This window comes from Achromobacter sp. 18P8.1.1, assembly GCF_057799415.1.
This window is the reverse complement of the sequence record NZ_JBYOKH010000022.1, coordinates 13,318-28,659: the sequence shown is the minus strand read 5'-3', so window position 1 is coordinate 28,659 and position 15,342 is coordinate 13,318. Positions and strand designations below refer to the sequence as shown.

The 15,342-nt window shown below is 64.9% G+C and carries 18 protein-coding genes; 3 read left to right on the top strand and 15 right to left on the bottom strand.

Annotation, left to right across the window (positions count from 1 at the left end):
• Positions 1-39 precede the first annotated feature (39 nt).
• The 11 genes from AC27VE_RS15580 to AC27VE_RS15530 form a co-directional block, all read right to left on the bottom strand.
• Positions 40-1,119, bottom strand: coding sequence for a MucB/RseB C-terminal domain-containing protein (locus tag AC27VE_RS15580; protein WP_488704375.1), 1,080 nt, complete (start codon positions 1,117-1,119; stop codon positions 40-42).
• Positions 1,119-1,625, bottom strand: coding sequence for a sigma-E factor negative regulatory protein (locus tag AC27VE_RS15575; RefSeq protein ID WP_280025587.1), 507 nt, complete (start codon positions 1,623-1,625; stop codon positions 1,119-1,121). Before AC27VE_RS15575 ends, AC27VE_RS15580 begins: the two co-directional genes overlap by 1 nt.
• Positions 1,626-1,637: 12 nt before the next feature.
• Positions 1,638-2,237 (bottom strand): RNA polymerase sigma factor RpoE, encoded by a 600-nt coding sequence (gene rpoE, locus AC27VE_RS15570; protein WP_006223829.1) that lies wholly within the window; start codon positions 2,235-2,237, stop codon positions 1,638-1,640.
• 492 nt (positions 2,238-2,729) lie between these two features.
• Positions 2,730-3,959, bottom strand: a complete 1,230-nt coding sequence (gene fabF, locus AC27VE_RS15565) for a beta-ketoacyl-ACP synthase II (RefSeq protein WP_006223827.1) — start codon at positions 3,957-3,959, stop codon at positions 2,730-2,732.
• 185 nt (positions 3,960-4,144) lie between these two features.
• On the bottom strand, positions 4,145-4,384 hold the full coding sequence (gene acpP, locus AC27VE_RS15560; RefSeq protein ID WP_003813816.1) for an acyl carrier protein: 240 nt from the start codon (positions 4,382-4,384) through the stop codon (positions 4,145-4,147).
• 214 nt (positions 4,385-4,598) lie between these two features.
• Positions 4,599-5,348 carry a 3-oxoacyl-ACP reductase FabG gene (gene fabG, locus AC27VE_RS15555; RefSeq protein ID WP_006223826.1) on the bottom strand — a complete coding sequence of 250 codons (750 nt, stop codon included), beginning with the start codon at positions 5,346-5,348 and terminating at the stop codon, positions 4,599-4,601.
• Positions 5,349-5,352: 4 nt separating this feature from the next.
• The gene (gene fabD / locus AC27VE_RS15550; protein ID WP_006223825.1) at positions 5,353-6,288 is read right to left on the bottom strand and encodes an ACP S-malonyltransferase; all 936 of its coding nucleotides are present in this window, start codon (positions 6,286-6,288) and stop codon (positions 5,353-5,355) included.
• Positions 6,289-6,384: 96 nt separating this feature from the next.
• On the bottom strand, positions 6,385-7,371 hold the full coding sequence (locus tag AC27VE_RS15545) for a beta-ketoacyl-ACP synthase III (protein WP_006223824.1): 987 nt from the start codon (positions 7,369-7,371) through the stop codon (positions 6,385-6,387).
• Complete coding sequence (gene plsX / locus AC27VE_RS15540; RefSeq protein ID WP_035212788.1) at positions 7,371-8,438, bottom strand: phosphate acyltransferase PlsX; 1,068 nt, start codon at positions 8,436-8,438, stop codon at positions 7,371-7,373. Before plsX ends, AC27VE_RS15545 begins: the two co-directional genes overlap by 1 nt.
• A 59-nt stretch (positions 8,439-8,497) precedes the next feature.
• Positions 8,498-8,680, bottom strand: coding sequence for a 50S ribosomal protein L32 (rpmF, locus tag AC27VE_RS15535; protein ID WP_006223822.1), 183 nt, complete (start codon positions 8,678-8,680; stop codon positions 8,498-8,500).
• A 52-nt stretch (positions 8,681-8,732) separates the two neighbouring features.
• A complete protein-coding gene (locus tag AC27VE_RS15530) occupies positions 8,733-9,329 on the bottom strand; it encodes a YceD family protein (protein WP_488704374.1) in 597 nt (198 codons plus the stop codon).
• Between the two features lie 224 nt (positions 9,330-9,553).
• Between AC27VE_RS15530 and AC27VE_RS15525 the strand changes: the two genes are divergently transcribed.
• The 3 genes from AC27VE_RS15525 to AC27VE_RS15515 are packed head-to-tail and all read left to right on the top strand — an operon-like array spanning position 9,554 to position 11,655.
• Positions 9,554-10,156: a Maf-like protein gene (locus tag AC27VE_RS15525; RefSeq protein ID WP_280025598.1), complete on the top strand. Its 603-nt coding sequence runs from the start codon at positions 9,554-9,556 to the stop codon at positions 10,154-10,156.
• Positions 10,153-10,866: an SAM-dependent methyltransferase gene (locus AC27VE_RS15520; protein WP_488704373.1), complete on the top strand. Its 714-nt coding sequence runs from the start codon at positions 10,153-10,155 to the stop codon at positions 10,864-10,866. Before AC27VE_RS15525 ends, AC27VE_RS15520 begins: the two co-directional genes overlap by 4 nt.
• Positions 10,867-10,869: 3 nt before the next feature.
• Positions 10,870-11,655, top strand: coding sequence for an N-acetylmuramoyl-L-alanine amidase (locus AC27VE_RS15515; RefSeq protein WP_488704372.1), 786 nt, complete (start codon positions 10,870-10,872; stop codon positions 11,653-11,655).
• Positions 11,656-11,662: 7 nt separating this feature from the next.
• Here the strand turns inward: AC27VE_RS15515 and msrQ are convergent, their stop codons facing one another.
• The 4 genes from msrQ to AC27VE_RS15495 form a co-directional block, all read right to left on the bottom strand.
• Positions 11,663-12,313, bottom strand: a complete 651-nt coding sequence (gene msrQ / locus AC27VE_RS15510; RefSeq protein ID WP_488704371.1) for a protein-methionine-sulfoxide reductase heme-binding subunit MsrQ — start codon at positions 12,311-12,313, stop codon at positions 11,663-11,665.
• Positions 12,314-12,320: 7 nt separating this feature from the next.
• A complete protein-coding gene (gene msrP, locus AC27VE_RS15505) occupies positions 12,321-13,283 on the bottom strand; it encodes a protein-methionine-sulfoxide reductase catalytic subunit MsrP (RefSeq protein ID WP_280025918.1) in 963 nt (320 codons plus the stop codon).
• A gap of 157 nt (positions 13,284-13,440) precedes the next feature.
• Positions 13,441-14,106 carry an HAD family hydrolase gene (locus tag AC27VE_RS15500; protein WP_006223815.1) on the bottom strand — a complete coding sequence of 222 codons (666 nt, stop codon included), beginning with the start codon at positions 14,104-14,106 and terminating at the stop codon, positions 13,441-13,443.
• 2 nt (positions 14,107-14,108) lie between these two features.
• A complete protein-coding gene (locus AC27VE_RS15495; protein WP_175216750.1) occupies positions 14,109-15,071 on the bottom strand; it encodes an RluA family pseudouridine synthase in 963 nt (320 codons plus the stop codon).
• Between the last annotated feature and the right edge of the window lie 271 nt (positions 15,072-15,342).

Here is a 15,342-nt window from a genome sequence, read left to right as displayed (position 1 = left end):
GTTACTCCGAAATTGCTGCTAGCCGCCCCGGGGCATGGATCACTTGGACCCGGCCGCCGCGGGTGCCGGCGCTGCTGCCGCAGGTGCGGCGGGCACATACTCTGTCGCTTCCGCCAGTTGTTCCAGCGTCGCCACGGGCACTTCGCCCACGGCCGTCAGCCAGAAGTCCGCAATGCGCGTTCCGTAGACGGTAATCGACCCGCGCTGCGCGGCGCCATGCGGGGGATGATGCCCGCGCTGGCTGTCATAGGGCTCGATGAAGACCGAGATGGCCGCCAGGCCGTCGGACAACACCATCTGGCTCACCGTTGCGCCGCGCCCCATCGAGCGCGCCACCTGCATGATCACCTTGAAGCCCTTGGGCGCCGGGATGCGCCACCCCTGGGCCGACAGATCCACGGGCGCCATCGTCGGCTCAAGCACCTTCCAGTCGCGCGTGCTCCAGCGCGACGTCAGCAATTGAGGATCGACTTCGGAGCCCAGCCGCAGCGACGTGAACGACACCTGCTCGACGACGCCGCGGGCGGCGTTCAAGGTCTGGGCCTTCAGCAGCAGATTGGTTTCCACGTCGGCGCACAGGCGGTAGCCGTAACGCAGCTTGTCCAGGGGTTCGATCGTGATCAGCCGGCATTCGCGGCCCGCCACCCGATGCAACGCGGGTTCGGTGCTGATCTTGTAGTGTTCGGCCAGATTCGCCGGATCGCCCAGCAGCAAGCCCGGGAAACGGTCGCCGCGGCGACGCTCGACCAGCACGGTCTTGCGCTCGGGGATCAGGCACTGCACGTCTTCGTTGTGCCGCAGGTATTCCCGTGGCTGGCCATCAAGGATTTCCAGCCGTTCGCGCTCGCCGGTGCCGTCCAGGACGTGCACCAGGCGCGAAGACTGGATCATCTCGCCCTGCTGATACATGAAGACGCCCGCGTAGTCCTGCTTGCGCGCGGCCTGCTGGATGCGCGACAGCAACTGGACCACGTCGTCCGTTGCCGGCGCAGGGTCTGCGGCACGCGCGGGTTCGTGCGCGGCCAGGAAAGCGGTCAGAAGCGTGGCGGCGAACCAGCCAGTGCGATGCGCGTGCCAGGAAGCAGCGCGCGGCCAACGTGTCGGTAACACCAGTGCCATCAACGCCCCGCTCCGACGTCGAACGAGACTTGGCGCACCGCACTGGGGCCGGCCATCTGGCGATGGGCCTCCAGGTAGTCGCGCAAGCCCGCATCATCGGCGGAGGCAGGCGTGCCGCTGGCGTCGGCCAGCACGCGGACTTCGGTCGCCGGCGTGCCCGTCAGGTACGGCTGGGCCACCCAGGCGACGGTCGCCACGGCGGCGGCCACGGCCAGGCCCGACAGCCCGTAGCGCAACGGCGAACGGCGCCGGGGCGCCGCCACGATCGGCAGTTCGGCGTCCAGCGCGCGCGCCAGTCGGGACTGGAAGGCGGCGCTGGGCGTCAATGCCAGATCGGCATTACGGAGGGAATCACCGATCAAATGATAGGTGTCCCAGGTCTGACGTCCTTCCTTGGACAACAGACTGGGAAGAATATCGTCGGAATCTTCTCCGTCCATCCAGGCGGAAACCGATTCCTCCCAGGAGGATTCGGCGATTTCAACGGACTTGGCTGCGGTTTGCATGACTGCCACTCCTTACCAGCGACGCTCGGCATCGGTGCCAAGCAATGGACGCAATTTGGTCGCGATGGCCTCGCGCGCACGAAAAATGCGGGAGCGCACCGTACCGATCGGGCAATCCATGCTCTGGGCGATGTCTTCGTAACTCATACCTTCGATTTCACGCAGGACAATTGCGGTGCGCAACTCTTCGGGCAATTCCTCGATGGCCGCGTTCACCGTCTCGGCGATTTCGCGGCTGGCAACCATGGACTCCGGCGTGCTTATATCGGTTAGGTTGTCGGTTTCGTTAAAAGTTTCACCGTCTTCCGTTTCTATCGCATTTGGCGCGCTGGGCCGGCGGCCCTGCGAGGCCAGCCAGTTACGCGCCGTATTGATGGCGATACGATACAACCAGGTGTAGAACGCGCTCTCGCCCCGGAATTGAGGCAGGGCCCGGTAGGCCTTGATGAAGGCCTCCTGAGCCACGTCCTCGATTTCCGAGGGGTCGCGGATCATCCGGGCCAGCAGGCGCAGGATCTTGCGCTGGTACTTCAGCACCAGCAGATCGAAGGCCTTCTTGTCGCCCCGTTGAACGCGCGCGACCAGCTCCGCGTCGACTTCGCGCTCGCTCATGACGCCTCCTGCAGGCGTGCCGCCGGCTGTGCGCGCCGCGCCGTGCCCGTCAGCAGGCACAGGCGCCGCCAGGACTCAGGTCGCAACGTCCGCTGCCAGACGGTGAGGGTGATTGTGCTATTGGTGAAGGCCGTACTCCCGGTGGGCAATGGCTGCAAAGTGAGCGTCAGCCAGCGGGGACCGCGTTGCTGGCTCAGCAGCATCGCGTCTTGCCAGCCTTGCGGCCGGCATACCTGCCAGCGGCCAGCCCCGGTCGCCGTACGTATTGCCGATACCGGGGACAGGCTGCTCCGTGCCGAGTGTAACAGCCCGGCCGGCACAAGCAGCAGCGCGATCACCGCGCCCGCCGCCCATGCCATGCCACCCCAGGACGCCGCCGTCAGCGCGCACGCCGCGGCCACGGCGATCGCCAGGCCGCCAAGCGCGCGGACGCCGGGCGGCTGCCCGGCAGGCACCTGAAACGACCAGCGCCCTACGTCCGAGCCTTCCAAATCAGACCCGGCGAACGGCCATGGAGCCGTTGGTGCCGCCGAAGCCGAACGAATTGGACAGGCCCACTTCGATCTTCATCTGCCGCGCTTCGTTCGCGCAGTAATCCAGATCACATTCGGGATCTTGATTGAAGATGTTGATCGTGGGAGGCGAAACCTGGTTGTACACGGCCAGGGTGGTGAACACGGCCTCGATGCCGCCGGCCGCGCCGAGCAAGTGCCCGGTCATGGACTTGGTCGAGTTGACCACCAGCTTCTTGGCGTGATCGCCGAACGCCAGCTTCAGCGCATCGGTTTCGTTCTTGTCGCCCAGGGGCGTGGACGTACCGTGGGCGTTGACATACTGGATGTCATCCGCGTTCAGGCCGCCGTTGCGCAGCGCATTGAGCACGCCGCGGCGCGGGCCGTCCTTGTCGGGGGCCGTAATGTGGTGCGCGTCCGAGCTCATGCCGTAGCCTGCGAGTTCGCCATAGATGCGCGCGCCGCGCTTCTTGGCATGCTCGTATTCTTCCAGCACGAGAACGCCGGCGCCCTCGCCCAGTACGAAGCCGTCGCGGTCGCGGTCCCAGGGACGCGAAGCCGTCTGAGGATCATCGTTGCGGGTCGACAAGGCGCGCATGGCGGCAAAACCGCCGATGCCCAGCGGGGACACCGTCGATTCGGCGCCGCCGGCAACCATGACGTCCGCATCGCCGTATTCGATCAGGCGCGCTGCGTCGCCGATGCAATGCAGGCCGGTGGTGCAGGCCGAGACGACGGCGTAGCTGGGGCCCTTCATGCCGTAGGCAATGGACAAATGACCGGAGATCAGGTTGATCAGCGAACCCGGCACGAAGAACGGCGAGATCCGTCGCGGACCCTTGGCCAGATATTCGACCTGGGTTTCCTCGATGCGCGGCAAACCGCCGATACCGGAGCCCACGATCACGCCGATGCGCTCGGCATTGGCTTCGGTGACTTCCAGGCCACTATCGCGCCATGCCTGCATCCCGGCAGCCAGGCCGTAATGGATAAACGTATCCATCTGGCGGGCTTCTTTGGACGAGACATAGGTGCTGATGTCGAAGTCTTTGACTTCGCCAGCAATGTGCGTGGTGATGGCCGAGGGATCGAAACGGGTGATGCGGCTGATGCCAGAACGTCCGTTGACGATATTGTCCCAAGCGGTGGTCAGGTCGTTCCCTACGGGAGAAACGATACCAAGGCCGGTGATGACGACACGTCGCTTCACGGATGACTCCTCAAACAGACAAAAGAAAGGCGGTTTTCGGGATGCGCTGCGCGTGTGGCCCACGCGAAAGCGGGTCGGGCATTACTACGCCCTTCCCGCACGCGGACCACACGGCAAATTCCTGAAACCGCCCCGTTTCCCGGTTGGCCCCGAAAGTCGGGCAACCGGAAGGATATAGGCTGAGCTTACTGCTTACCGTGCGAATTGATGTAGTCAATCGCTTGTTGCACGGTCGTGATCTTTTCGGCCTCTTCGTCGGGGATCTCGGTCTCGAATTCGTCTTCGAGCGCCATGACCAGTTCGACCATGTCGAGCGAATCGGCACCGAGGTCGTCAAGGAAGGAGGATTCGTTCTTGATCTCGGCTTCGTTCACGCCAAGTTGTTCAGCGACGATCTTCTTGACGCGCTGTTCGATGCTTTCCATGCAGATCTCCAATTGGGAAAAATCCCGCGAATTATAGCCAAGCGTAGAGGAAAGCAACGCCTGGCCGTGACAAAAATAACACCGCGCACTTGTTCTGTCGCCCATCGGGGCGCAGGAATACCGGTATGCGGCGTTTCCGGATGAACTGCGCGCAGCCTCGCTGGTTGCCCGGCGGCGGCGCGGCGGCCTGGGCCGCCCGCGCGCAATTCGTGACTTATTGCATGTACATCCCGCCGTTTACGTGCAGGGTGGTGCCGGTAATGTAACCCGCTTGCGGCCCGGACAAAAAGGCCACCGCATGGGCGATGTCTTCCGGCGAGCCCAAACGGCCCAGCGGAATCTGCTGCAGCAGCGCCGTGGTCTGGCTTTCAGCCAGCGCGCGCGTCATGTCGGTGTCGATGAAGCCGGGCGCCACGCAGTTCACGGTGATGTTGCGGCTGCCCAACTCACGGGCCAGTGCGCGCGACATGCCCGACACGCCCGCCTTGGCGGCCGCGTAGTTCGCCTGGCCGGCGTTGCCGCTGGAACCCACGACGGACGTGACGTTGATGATGCGTCCCCAGCGGGCCTTCATCATGCTGCGCAGGACCGCGCGCGACAGGCGGAACACGGACGTCAGGTTCGTGTCCAGCACGGCGGACCAGTCGTCGTCCTTCATGCGCATGGCCAGCGTATCGCGGGTGATGCCGGCGTTATTGACGAGGATGTGCGGACCGCCGCCTTCCTTGCCCAACGCGTCGATCAACGCATCGCAGGCTTCGGCGTCGGTCACATTCAGCACCACGCCGCGGCCGCCAGACGGCGCCAGGGCTTCGGTGATGGCGGCTGCGCCCGATTCGGACGTGGCGGTGCCCACGACGGTTGCGCCTCGCGCAGCCAGTTCCTGGGCGATGGCGCGGCCGATGCCGCGCGTGGCGCCGGTCACCAGCGCGATCTTGCCCTGCAGTTCGATCGAGTTGTCCATGTCTTTAATTTCCGTTAACGGCGGCCAACGCGGCTTCAAGCGACGCGGGATCGGTGATGGCCAGGCCGGTAAGTTCGGGGTCGATACGCTTGGTGAGGCCCGCCAGCACCTTGCCGGGGCCGCACTCGATGATGTGCGTGACGCCTTGCGCCTTCATCGCGCGCAGCGTTTCCACCCAACGCACAGGATGCCATGCCTGACGCACCAGCGCATCCCGGATTGCCCCGGGTTCCGTGGGCGACGCCACATCGACGTTGTTGATCACGGGGATCTGCGGCGCCGAGACCGTGACAGCAGCCAGCGCGCCAGCCAGCACGTCAGCGGCAGGCTTGAGCAGGCTGGAGTGGAACGGCGCGGACACCGGCAGCAGCAGCGCGCGCTTGGCGCCCGCTGCCTTGGCCAGTTCGCAGGCGCGCTCAACGGCGGCCTTATGCCCCGCGATCACGACCTGCGCAGGCGCGTTGAAATTCACGGCTTCGACGATGTCGCCTTGGGCGGCTTGCGCACACGCGGCGCGCACGGCATCGTCGTCCAGGCCCAGGATGGCGGCCATGGCGCCCGTGCCCACCGGCACGGCAGCTTGCATGGCGTCGGCGCGCACGCGCACCAGGCGCACGGCGTCTTCAAGCGCCAGCGAACCGGCCGCGGTCAGCGCGGCGTATTCGCCCAGGCTGTGGCCGGCCACGACGTCGGGCTTGCGGCCGCCAGCGGCACACCAGGCGGCGTAGAACGCCACGCCCGCAGTCAGCATTGCCGGTTGGGTATTGGTGGTCAGGTTGAGTTGTTCCACCGGGCCTTGGGCGATCAGCGCGCCCAGATCCTGCCCCAGGGCTTGCGAGGCCTGCGCCACGGTATCCGTGACGGCAGCGACGCCCGACCAGGCATCCAGCATGCCGACAGCTTGCGAACCTTGGCCAGGGAAGACAAATGCGATTTTCATGATTGACCGGTTGGATTGATTCAGTGTCTGTGTGGAATGTCAGGTGCGCTCTCCGGGCGGCGGCGGCGCAAGCGCCGCCCTGCCCCGGGCACACCCTTACATGCGGGCGAGTACCGAGCCCCAGGTGAATCCGCCGCCCACACCTTGCATCAGAATGAGCTGGCCCGGCTTGACGCGGCCATCGCGGCGCGCGGCATCCAGTGCCAGCGGCACGCTGGCCGCGGAGGTGTTGGCGTGGCTGTCAACGGTAATGACGACTTTCTCGACCGGCACGGCAAGCTTGCGCGCCAGGAAGTTCAGGATGCGCACGTTGGCCTGATGCGGGATCAGCCAATCGACGTCGGCGAGCGCCACGCCGGCTTCGGCGCAGGTGTCGCGGGCCGAACGGTCCAGCACGGTCACGGCCTGCTTGAACACAGCCTGGCCGTCCATGCGCAGGAACGGATCGCCCGTCACGTCGCCGTAGGCCACGTTGCCAGCAGCGCTCAGGATCTTCATCTGGCTGCCGTCGGCATGCAGTTGCGCAGCCAGGATGCCCGGCTCGTCGGACGCCTTCAACACCACGGCGCCTGCACCGTCGCCGAACAGCACGCAGGTGCTGCGGTCGTTCCAGTCGAGGATGCGCGAAAACACTTCCGCACCGATCACCAGGGCGCAACGAGCACGGCCCGCGCGGATGAAGCTGTCGGCGGTGGTCAGGGCGTAGACGAAGCCGCTGCACACGGCCTGCACGTCGAACGCCGCCGAACCCTTCGCGCCCAGGTTCGCCTGCACCAGGCAGGCCGTGCTGGGAAACACGAAATCGGGCGTGGACGTGGCCACGACGATCAGGTCGATCTCGGAAGCGTCGACACCGGCATCCGCCAGCGCGCGGCGCGAGGCCTCGGTGGCCAGCTGGCTGGTCGTGACGCCGCGTTCGGCCAGATGGCGCTGACGGATGCCCGTGCGCTCAACGATCCATTCATCGGACGTGGCGATATCGCGCGTCGCCAGCTCCGCTGCCAATTCGTCATTCGAAACCACGCGTTCCGGCAGGAAGCTGCCGGTGCCCGCGATTGCGGAATATTTCATTGCGGTATCCATCAAGCGGTGTCCCCAGCCACGTTCCGCGAAGGCGTTGCGGCGCCCTCGCCCGATTGAACGCGCTTGGTAATCTGAGCGACCGTCTGAGCGGTGCGCTCCAGCAGTTTACTCACTACGGCTTCGCGAGCTCGTTGCAACGCAAAACCGTAGGCGTAGACATCCGCGGAACCATGGCTCTTGATGACCACGCCACGCAAGCCCAGCAACGCGGCGCCGTTATAGCGCCGGTTGTCGACGCGATTGCGCAGACGGTTGAGCACCGGCTTGGCGATGGCGCCGGCCAGCAGGGTGACGATGTTGCGTTTGAACTCTTCGCGAATGATGCTGGACAGCATCTTCGCCAGCCCCTCGACGGACTTGAGCACGACGTTGCCGACGAAACCGTCGCAGACGACGACGTCGACCGTGCCCTTGAAGATGTCGTTGCCTTCCACGTTGCCGTAGAAATTCAACGGGCTGCCGCGCAGGAGCTCTGCAGCTTCCTTGACGACTTCGTTGCCCTTGATGACTTCTTCGCCGATGTTGAGCAAGCCCACGGAGGGGTTCTCACGATGGTCCACCGCCTGCGACAGCGCGGCGCCCATGATGGCGAATTGCAGTAGGTGCTCGGCCGAGCAGTCCACATTCGCACCCAGGTCCAGCACCGTGGTGGCGCGGCCCGTCTGGTTCGGAATGGACGTGGCGATCGCGGGGCGGTCGATACCGTCCAGCGTTTTGAGCACGTAGCGTGAAATGGCCATCCACGCGCCGGTGTTGCCCGCGGAAACGCAGGCGTCAGCGCGCCCGTCCTTGACGGACTGGGCGGCCAGGCGCATGGAGGAGTCTTTTTTGCGGCGCAGGGCGACCTCGACCGGGTCGTCCATGGTGACGACTTCAGAAGCCGCCACGATTTCCATACGATCGCGCGCTACCCCGCGGTGCTCGGAGAGCGCCGCTTCGATAGCGTCGGGAAGCCCGACCAGCAATAGCCGGGTATCCGGAAATTGCCGGGCGAACTCGATCGCAGCCGGAATCGTGACGGGCAGACCGAAGTCTCCGCCCATACAGTCTATGGCGATGCGTATCACGGGTGCCAGGTATCAGCGCTCAGCCGAATTGGTCCGAGTACGAGTTCGGCCCGGGGGCCTTATTCGTCGGCCTTGGTCTTCAGGACCTTGCGGCCACGGTAAAAGCCGTTGGGGCTGATGTGGTGACGCAGGTGCGTTTCGCCGGTGTTCGGTTCGATAGCCGTCGACGGGCTGACCAGAAAATCATGCGAACGGTGCATACCGCGCTTGGAGGGGGACTTCTTGTTTTGTTGAACGGCCATGATGACTCCTAGAAACGGGGCGCATTGTACGCGATGCGGCCCGATGTTGATCTCAATCTTTGTGCTTCAGTTGTTCCAGCACCGCAAACGGCGACGGACGCTTGACAGCGGGCTCATCAAGAGCTTCGCTGACTTTGGCCTGCGCGCCCGGGCATACTTCATGCTTGGGCACATACGGAACGCTCAGAATGAGCTCATCTTCGATCTGGGCCAGCAGATCAAAATGATGTGAACCGACCACCTTTTCAGGCTGGTTGGACACAAAACCATTTCCTTCTTCGTCTTCATCGTCCTCGTCGGCATGACCGTCGGTGTAATCACCGTTGGTAAAACCATCGTCGAGATCGGCTTCGGACTTGACCAGCTGCAAGAGGACTTCGCTATCGACCGGATACACGAACGGCGCGTTGCACCGCTGGCACACCAGCACCGGGTTCGCCTGCACGTGAACGTGCAAGAGGGGCCGGCCAAGCAACAGACCAGACTTGCCCACCTCACCGCGCACGGACCAAGTCACAAGCCCGGCATCGCCCAGCGGTTGTTCGGGTAACCCTTCAACCGCGCGCGAAAACCGCACAAGAGGTATGGTGCCATGCGCTTCCTTGCCACTATGGGCAAATGCGAATGCATCGATGCGCTTAATGATCAATCCTTTGCATCTGCGGGTCTTTGCGATGGATCACGTACTTGCCACCTTGGGTTTGCAAACCTGGGGTTGCCCACCTGGCTTTGCCAACCTGGCTTTACCCACCTGGCTTTACCAAACAGCATGCCGTGACCAGAACGCGACCCGAATTTGGGTACCCGTTCACTGCAAAAATCCCGCAAAACGTTAGATAATACTGCGACTTACGCTTTAACGTCAAATATCGCATGCCTTCCAAGCCTAGCCTGATCCTCGCGTCCAGCTCGCGTTACCGCAAAGAACTGCTGTCGCGCCTGCGCCTGCCCTTTACGGCCATTTCCCCCGATGTAGACGAAACGCCACACCCCGGTGAAACGCCTGCCGCGCTGGCCCTGCGCCTGTCGGTCGCCAAGGCCATGGCCGTGGCGGACAAGCACCCCGGCAGCCTCGTCATCGGGTCGGATCAGGTGGCCACCGTGGACGGCCAGCCGATCGGCAAACCGGGGGATTTCCCCCGCGCCCTGGCGCAATTGCGGGCCCTGTCGGGGCAAATCGTGGAATTCCACAGCGCATTGGCGGTGACGGATGGCCAACGGGTGGAAAAAGCCGACATCGTCACGCGTTGCCATTTCCGCCAGCTGTCGGACCGCGCCATCGAGGCCTATCTGCGTGCCGAGGAACCCTACGATACCGCAGGCAGCGCCAAGGCGGAAAGCCTGGGCATCGCCCTGATGGAGAGCATCCAGAGCGACGACCCGACCGCCATCATCGGGCTGCCGCTGATCGAGCTGACGCGCATGCTGACGCGGTTCGGCCTGGATCCGCTGGACGCGCCGGGAGCTTCCGCGTGAGCGGCGGCGCCCTGCACCTGATCCCCGTCGGCCTGGGAGAGGCCCCGCCCGAGCGCTGGCTGCCCGCCGACGTGCGCGCGCTGGCTGGACGGCTGGACACCTACATCGCCGAGAACGCCAAAACAGCGCGCGCCTTCCTGAAGCTGATCGGCACCACCCGGCCGCTGCAGGAAATCACCATCCACACGCTGACCGACAAGGTCAACGACGGTCAGATCAAGGCGTGGCTGGAGCCGGTCAGGAAAGGCGCGGAAATCGGGCTGGTCTCCGAAGCGGGCTGCCCCGCCGTTGCGGACCCCGGCGCCAAGGTCGTGGACGCCGCCCATCGCCTGGGCATCACCGTCAAACCCTGGGTGGGCCCTTCTTCCATCCTGCTGGGCCTGATGGCCAGCGGCCTGGACGGGCAGCGTTTCGCTTTCCACGGCTACGCGCCGGTGGACCCGGCCGAACGCGCCAAGCAGTTGCGCGCCTGGGAACAGCATTCGGCCAAGCACAACCAGACCCAGTTGCTGATCGAAACGCCGTACCGCAATGCCGCCATGTTCGCCACCTTGCTGGCCAGCCTGAAGGGCGACACCAAGCTGTGCGTGGCCCGCTCGGTCACGACTGCCGACGAATGGGTCGTGACACACACCGTGACCGACTGGAAAAAGCTGCCGGCGCCCCAATTGGACAAGCTGCCCACGCTGTTCCTCTACCTGGCCCGCTGACCCATGTTCCGCTTGATCTCCACACTGCTGGCCACGGCAGTCCTGGCGGGCTGCGCCACGCGCGGCCCCGCCGGACTGGACCTGGACACCTCCGTCACCGCCGTCAGCCAGGCCAGCCGCGTACGCAGCGTCGTCCTGCACTACACCTCGGTCGACGACGCCACCTCCATGAAGCTGCTGTCCCAAGGCAAGGTCAGCGCGCACTATCTGATCAACAACGCCGGGCGCGCCTATCGCCTGGTCGATGAAAACCGTGCCGCGTGGCATGCCGGCGCCAGTTCCTGGTACGGCAACATCGCCATGAACAGCACGTCCATCGGCATCGAAGTCGTCAACCCCGGCTGGACGGACGGCCCGGACGGCAAGCCGCTCTGGCACCCCTACAACGAACGCCAGCTGCGGGCGCTGACGATCCTGCTGCGCGACATCATCCAGCGCCACGGGATCGCCCCCGAAAACGTGGTGGGCCACAGCGATATCGCCCCGCAGCGCAAAGTGGACCCTGGGCCGCTTTTCCCGTGGAAAGCATTGGCTGCGGCGGGGATCGGCCGCTGGTACGACGAGGCCGGCGCCACCGAGCATCTGGCGCGCCTGCAAACCGAGGGCGTGCCGGACGTGGCCTGGTTCCAGAAGCAATTGCTGCGGCTGGGCTATGCCTGCCCGCAGGATGGCGCCCTGGACCGCGCAACAATCAACACATTGGCGGCCTTCCAGATGCACTATCGCCCCGCCCTGCACGATGGCCAGCCGGACGCGGAAACCGCGGCGATCATGCTGGCAATGCCTTAGGCGAACCCTAGGCGCGGCGGCGCCACCACGCCACGATCCGCCACCCCAGCAGCAGGGCCAGCACCGAGGCATACAGGAGCGGCTGCGCCAGGTCGTTCTTGCCGGCCTTGTGCCACCAATAGTGCAGCACTGCCAGCAGTCCGATCGCGTAGATGGCGCGGTGCAGTTGCTGCCAGCGCTTGCCCAGCCGGCGCATGGCCCACTGTGTGGAGGTGGCCGCCAGCGCCGTCATCAGCACAAAGGCGGCAAACCCCACCGTGATGAAAGGGCGCTCACCAATGTCCTGCAGCATCGCCGCCGGATCCAGCCCGCGGTCCCACCAGACCCAGGCCATGAAATGCATGGCCCCGTAGAAAAATGCGAACAGCCCGCACATGCGGCGCACGCGAACCAGCGCGGGCTGCCCGGTCAGGCGGCGCAGCGGCGTGATCGTCAGCGTGATCAGCAGGCAAACCAGCGTCCACGTGCCGGACGAGCGCGTCAAGAACTCCACGGGGTTCGCGGTCAGGCCGTTGTTGAACCCCAGCCAGATCCACCGCAGGAACGGCGTCAGGCCCAGCAGGAACAGGACAGGCTTGAACCGCCCGACTGCCCGAGCGGACAGGGACGCCTTGCGCGTGACTGCGGTAGCCGCGGGTTGCGAAGTGCCTTCAGGCATTGATGCCTCAGTAGTTGGCTTTCAGGTCCATGCCCTGGTAGAGCGATGCCACCTGTTCGCCATAGCCGTTGAACATCAAGGTCTTGCGCTTGGGGCTGAACAGGCCGTCCTCGCCGATGCGGCGTTCGGTCGCCTGGCTCCAGCGCGGATGCGGGACGTTGGGGTTCACGTTGGCATAGAAGCCGTACTCCTGGGGCGCCGCCTTGATCCAGGACGACACCGGCAGCTTTTCCACAAGCCGGATCTTGACGATCGACTTGGCCGACTTGAACCCATATTTCCACGGCACTGCCAGGCGCAGTGGGGCTCCGTTCTGGTTGGGCAGGACCTTGCCGTACACGCCGAACACCAGCATCGCCAACGGATTCATGGCCTCGTCGATACGCAGGCCTTCCACGTAGGGCCAGTCGAGGATGGCGGCGCGCACGCCCGGCATGTTCTCGCGCTGCACCGCCGTCACGAATTCCACGTATTTGGCGTTGCCCGTGGGCTCGACCTGCTTCAGCAGTTCAGACACCGAATAGCCCACCCATGGGATCACCATGGACCAGCCCTCGACGCAGCGCAGGCGATAGACGCGCTCTTCCATCGGCGCGAGCTTGAGCAATTCCTCGATGCTGAAGGTGCGTGGGCGGGCGACCTCGCCTTCGACGCTGACTGTCCAGGGGCGCGTCTGCAACTTGCCGGCGTTCGCGGCGGGATCGCCCTTATCGACGCCGAACTCGTAGTAGTTGTTGTAGGACGTCACATCGGCCAGCGAGGTCTGCTTGTCCATGACGCTGAGCGACGCATTGGGCTTGCCCGTCAGGGCGCCGGCGTCCTGGGCAAAGGCGCTGCGCGTCGCCCAGCCCGGCAAACCCACGGCGGCGGCCGTCAGCCCGGCGCGCAGCATCAATTCGCGCCGCGAGCGCCAGACGGCCTCGTCGGTGATTTCGGACGGAACAATATCGGCGGGCTTGCGTATCAGCATCGTGGTCTCTCCGGTCTGGGGCCTGCCAGTGATGGCCGCGCCCTGCGCATGCCATAGACGTTGCGCCATCCCATGATATTCCGCGGCAGCATCGCCGCGGACGGGAACTTCCAGATTGACCCGCCCCGAGGCCGGACGTTCCCGGCCGGCCACCGGATCAGGCGCTTGCGGACACCCGCGGCAAGAGCCAGTCGCGCACCAGCGGCACGCTATCGAGCACCGCCTGCGGCGCACAACCTTGCAGTTCCTTTAGGGTATGCGCGCCATACGTCACGCCCAGGCCATGGACGCCGGCGTTGGCCGCCATCTGCAGGTCGTGCGAGGTATCGCCGATCATCACGACTCGACCCGGCTCGACGTCCAGTTCCTGCATCAGTTCGTGCAGCATCGCCGGGTGCGGCTTGCTGAAGGTTTCGTCCGCGGTGCGGGTGGCGTCGAACAAGGGGCCCAGGCCGGTCGCGGCCAGCGCGCGGGTCAGGCCGACCCGGCTCTTGCCCGTCGCGACGGCCAGGCGCACGTTCTGCCCGGCCAACTCGGCCAACAGCTCCGGGATGCCGTCAAACAGACGCAACTCGGGGTCGCGCAACAGGTAGTGGGTGCGATAGCGCTCCAGGAACCGGGGCATCATCGCCTGCGTCAGTTCCGGCACAGCGCGGCGCAGCGCGCTTTCCAGGGACAGACCAATCACCCAGCTGGCTTCGGATGCCGAGGGCACCGCCAGGTCCAGATCGCGGCAAGCGCCCTGAATGGCCGCCACGATGCTGTGCGTGGAATCCATCAAGGTGCCATCCCAGTCAAACACGACCAGCGAATACGACGACATAATCAGACCGACTCCAGTTGTTTCAGTATTTGCCGGCACGCGGGAGGCAGTTCGGCGGTAAGGGTCAGGGGCTCGCCCGTGACCGGATGAGCCAGGGTCAGCTGGTGGGCGTGCAGGAACATCCGGCCGAACCCGTTGCGGGCGAATTCCGCCCGGACGTCGTCATGGCCGTATTTGTCGTCACCCACGATGGGAAAGCCGCTGGCGGCCAGGTGCACACGGATCTGGTGGGTGCGCCCGGTGCGCAGCTCGGCGTCGACCAGGCTGTAGCCGCCAAAGCGCTGCTTGAGCGTGATGATGGTGTGCGCCGTCTGGCCGTCGGGATCCACCTTGACCCGGCGCTCGCCCGATTGCGTGGTCCACTTGGACAAGCTCAGCTTGATGTGCTGGCGATCGTTGACCCAATCTCCCTCGACCAGGGCCAGATAGTGCTTGTCGCCCTTGCCTTCCCGCAGCATGGCATGCAGGGCCAAAAGCGCGCTGCGCTTCTTGGCCACCATGAGCAGACCCGAGGTCTCGCGGTCCAGCCGATGCACCAGCTCCAGGAACTTGGCCTCGGGCCGGGCGGCGCGCAATTGTTCGATCACGCCGAACGACACGCCGCTGCCGCCGTGCACCGCCACGCCGGCGGGCTTGTCCACGACCAGCAAGGCGTCGTCCTCGAATACGATCGGGAATTCCGCGCCGGGCACCGGCCGGGGCTTGCCCGGATCCGGCAAGCGCAGGGGCGGGATGCGCACAATATCGCCCTCGACAATGCGATAGTCGACCGAAATGCGTCCCTTATTTACGCGCACTTCGCCGCCGCGGATGGCTTTGTAGATATGCGTTTTGGGGACGCCCTTGCACAGGCGCATCAGGTAGTTATCCAGACGCTGGCCGGCATGCTCGGCATCGACCTCCACCATTCGGACGGCGGGGGGGGCTTTAGAGGGGGATATGGGGGAGGAAGTTTCTTTGCGCATTGCGGAAAGCGACATATAATCGGGACAGCCTTAAGGGGCTGAACTAGCCGCCTGGCGTAGAGATGCAATTTAAATACGCAACTCCGTCGAGCGCGCGGGCCGCCATTGTACTGCCTGCTCATTCAACCCCTGGGTCTCTTGGTCGCCGGCGCAACCGCGCCCTGCCGGATAGTGGTGTGGCATTCACTTTGCCCGCTGTCCCAGCAGGTCCGTTGCATGCCGCAAGCGGCTCTGAAGCACTGCAAGAATCGTCGCATATTTAAAGCACCAG

Bases quoted from the DNA above. Each gene is read 5' to 3' on its own strand.
- AC27VE_RS15580 (WP_488704375.1), bottom strand. From the start codon at position 1,119: ATGGCACTGGTGTTACCGACACGTTGGCCGCGCGCTGCTTCCTGGCAC.
- AC27VE_RS15575 (WP_280025587.1), bottom strand. From the start codon at position 1,625: ATGCAAACCGCAGCCAAGTCCGTTGAAATCGCCGAATCCTCCTGGGAG.
- rpoE (WP_006223829.1), bottom strand. From the start codon at position 2,237: ATGAGCGAGCGCGAAGTCGACGCGGAGCTGGTCGCGCGCGTTCAACGG.
- acpP (WP_003813816.1), bottom strand. From the start codon at position 4,384: ATGGAAAGCATCGAACAGCGCGTCAAGAAGATCGTCGCTGAACAACTT.
- fabG (WP_006223826.1), bottom strand. From the start codon at position 5,348: ATGGACAACTCGATCGAACTGCAGGGCAAGATCGCGCTGGTGACCGGC.
- fabD (WP_006223825.1), bottom strand. From the start codon at position 6,288: ATGAAAATCGCATTTGTCTTCCCTGGCCAAGGTTCGCAAGCTGTCGGC.
- AC27VE_RS15545 (WP_006223824.1), bottom strand. From the start codon at position 7,371: ATGGATACCGCAATGAAATATTCCGCAATCGCGGGCACCGGCAGCTTC.
- rpmF (WP_006223822.1), bottom strand. From the start codon at position 8,680: ATGGCCGTTCAACAAAACAAGAAGTCCCCCTCCAAGCGCGGTATGCAC.
- AC27VE_RS15525 (WP_280025598.1), top strand. From the start codon at position 9,554: ATGCCTTCCAAGCCTAGCCTGATCCTCGCGTCCAGCTCGCGTTACCGC.
- AC27VE_RS15515 (WP_488704372.1), top strand. From the start codon at position 10,870: ATGTTCCGCTTGATCTCCACACTGCTGGCCACGGCAGTCCTGGCGGGC.
- msrQ (WP_488704371.1), bottom strand. From the start codon at position 12,313: ATGCCTGAAGGCACTTCGCAACCCGCGGCTACCGCAGTCACGCGCAAG.
- msrP (WP_280025918.1), bottom strand. From the start codon at position 13,283: ATGCTGATACGCAAGCCCGCCGATATTGTTCCGTCCGAAATCACCGAC.
- AC27VE_RS15500 (WP_006223815.1), bottom strand. From the start codon at position 14,106: ATGTCGTCGTATTCGCTGGTCGTGTTTGACTGGGATGGCACCTTGATG.
- AC27VE_RS15495 (WP_175216750.1), bottom strand. From the start codon at position 15,071: ATGCGCAAAGAAACTTCCTCCCCCATATCCCCCTCTAAAGCCCCCCCC.